The organism is Candidatus Binatia bacterium (assembly GCA_023150935.1).
Taxonomy (GTDB): Bacteria; Desulfobacterota; Binatia; order HRBIN30; family HRBIN30; genus JAKLJW01.
The window spans coordinates 1-1677 of sequence record JAKLJW010000096.1; the positions used below are offsets into that span (position 1 = coordinate 1).

The 1677-nt window shown below is 65.3% G+C and carries 3 protein-coding genes; 2 read left to right on the top strand and 1 reads right to left on the bottom strand.

The window, feature by feature from the left end; all coding sequences use genetic code 11:
* Positions 1-181: 181 nt before the first annotated feature.
* Both L6Q96_23105 and L6Q96_23110 read left to right on the top strand, forming a co-directional pair.
* Positions 182-445 (top strand): AbrB/MazE/SpoVT family DNA-binding domain-containing protein, encoded by a 264-nt coding sequence (locus L6Q96_23105; GenBank protein MCK6557439.1) that lies wholly within the window; start codon positions 182-184, stop codon positions 443-445.
* A complete protein-coding gene (locus tag L6Q96_23110) occupies positions 423-821 on the top strand; it encodes a type II toxin-antitoxin system VapC family toxin (protein MCK6557440.1) in 399 nt (132 codons plus the stop codon). The genes L6Q96_23105 and L6Q96_23110 overlap by 23 nt, the downstream gene beginning before the upstream one ends.
* Positions 822-994: 173 nt before the next feature.
* Here L6Q96_23110 and L6Q96_23115 read toward each other — a convergent pair whose 3' ends face one another.
* The gene (locus tag L6Q96_23115; GenBank protein MCK6557441.1) at positions 995-1579 is read right to left on the bottom strand and encodes a PEGA domain-containing protein; all 585 of its coding nucleotides are present in this window, start codon (positions 1577-1579) and stop codon (positions 995-997) included.
* Positions 1580-1677: the final 98 nt, after the last annotated feature.

Below are 1677 nucleotides of genomic sequence, written 5' to 3' on the forward strand. Positions count from 1 at the left end.
TTGACGGAGCTCGCGCTCGGCGGCGACCCGTTCGCTGACGTCCCGCTGAAGGCCGCAGAAATTGGCGATGCGGCCGTGGGCGGACACGGGCGCAGGCCGTGGGGCGCCTGGATGAAACATGGCGTTGTTCTTGCCTTACAAGATAGATAAAGTAAGACATCCAGGCTCAGGGAGGATATTGATGGATTCAGCGTACGTAACGACGAAGGGGCAACTTGTGGTGCCGGCACGGTTGCGCCGCAAGTACGGCATCAAGGCGGGAACACGAGTCCGTTTCCTGGAACGCGATCGGGAGATCATCTTGCAGCCCGTCACCCGGCAGTACATCCGCAGCGTCTGCGGCTTGCTCGCGGAGGCGGGCCCCGCCACACCGGAGCTGTTGAAGGAGCGCGCGCGCGACCGACAACGAGAGGAGAGGCGCGGTGGTAAGTCCCGTACTCGATAGTTTTGCGTTGCTGGTGTTTCTGTTCAAAGAGAAGGGACACCAGAAGCTCGTCGACGTATTCGACCAGGCGGCCGAAACCGACCAGGCTGCCCTCATTGCCGCACCCAACTGGGCTGAGGTGCGGTACATCGTGCAGCGCAAAGTGGGATTGGAACGGTGGGGGGAGGTCCGATCCACCGTCCTGGCGCTTCCGCTTCAGGTCGTCGCCGCGGACCAGGCGCTGGCCGAATCGGCGGGCGCCCTGAAGGCGGCGAAGAAGATGTCGCTCGCCGACTGCTTTGCCGCCGCGCTGGCGCAGCAGAAGCAGGCGGCGGTGTGCACCGGCGATCCGGAGTTCAAAGCGGTGGAGAAGGAGGTGAAGGTCATCTGGCTGTGAAGTGCGAACTGACGAGACACCCATCCGCGACGGCCGTGCGCAACCGCGCTAGTACGTTGGCGACCGGCAACCGGACGTGCTGGCGGTGGTCTGATGCGGCGGTGGCTCGCGCCGTCGACGTATCATGTGGACTCCCGAAATCCCTGTGTTCGAGGTGACGACCGTGCCGTTAATCAACCGGGCCAGGGGTTGCCGGACACCCGGGGTTGTTCTCCGAATGAGGACACCTGCTCGACGGGCGCAATTCCTTCGCTGGCCTGCCGGTGCAACCGCGGGTGGCCCGATCGCCGGTCCTCCTGCTCCGTTAGCAAGCCCTGGTCGTAAAGGTCCTGCAATCGCCGCAGGCGCTCGGCGGGGGTCCCGGCGCCCGGATCGCGCGAACCGGCTCCCGAGACGTCGGTGCCGTCGCTGTACAGCACGACATCCACCGGCGACGCGAGCGTCATCGGGCTCCTGAATATGTAAAGGATCCCCGACGTGAAGATCGCCCCGAATAGACGCCCGACCGCAAACCGACGCTTCAACTCCCCCTCCTCCGGCATGTATCCGTCGAGAACGATGCGATACCGGTGCGGTTCGCCCAGATCGCCGCGCGACACCGCGACTTCCACCGGGCTGACGCCAACGATCTTGTCGTTCACGAATACCTGCGCCCCAGGCGGAGACGAACGAATCACCGCATGCTCGGCGCAGCCGGCGAACCCGGCCGCCAGTCCTACCACCATCGACATCCGCAACGCGCGCCGTGTGCTTAGCATGCCTGCCCTCTCCCTTCGTTGCCCCGTCGGGGCGTGTCTCGGCGGCTTCTGGAGCGTGCCGGCGCGCAGGCAGTTGGCCCCGCTGCGGGAAATGCTCG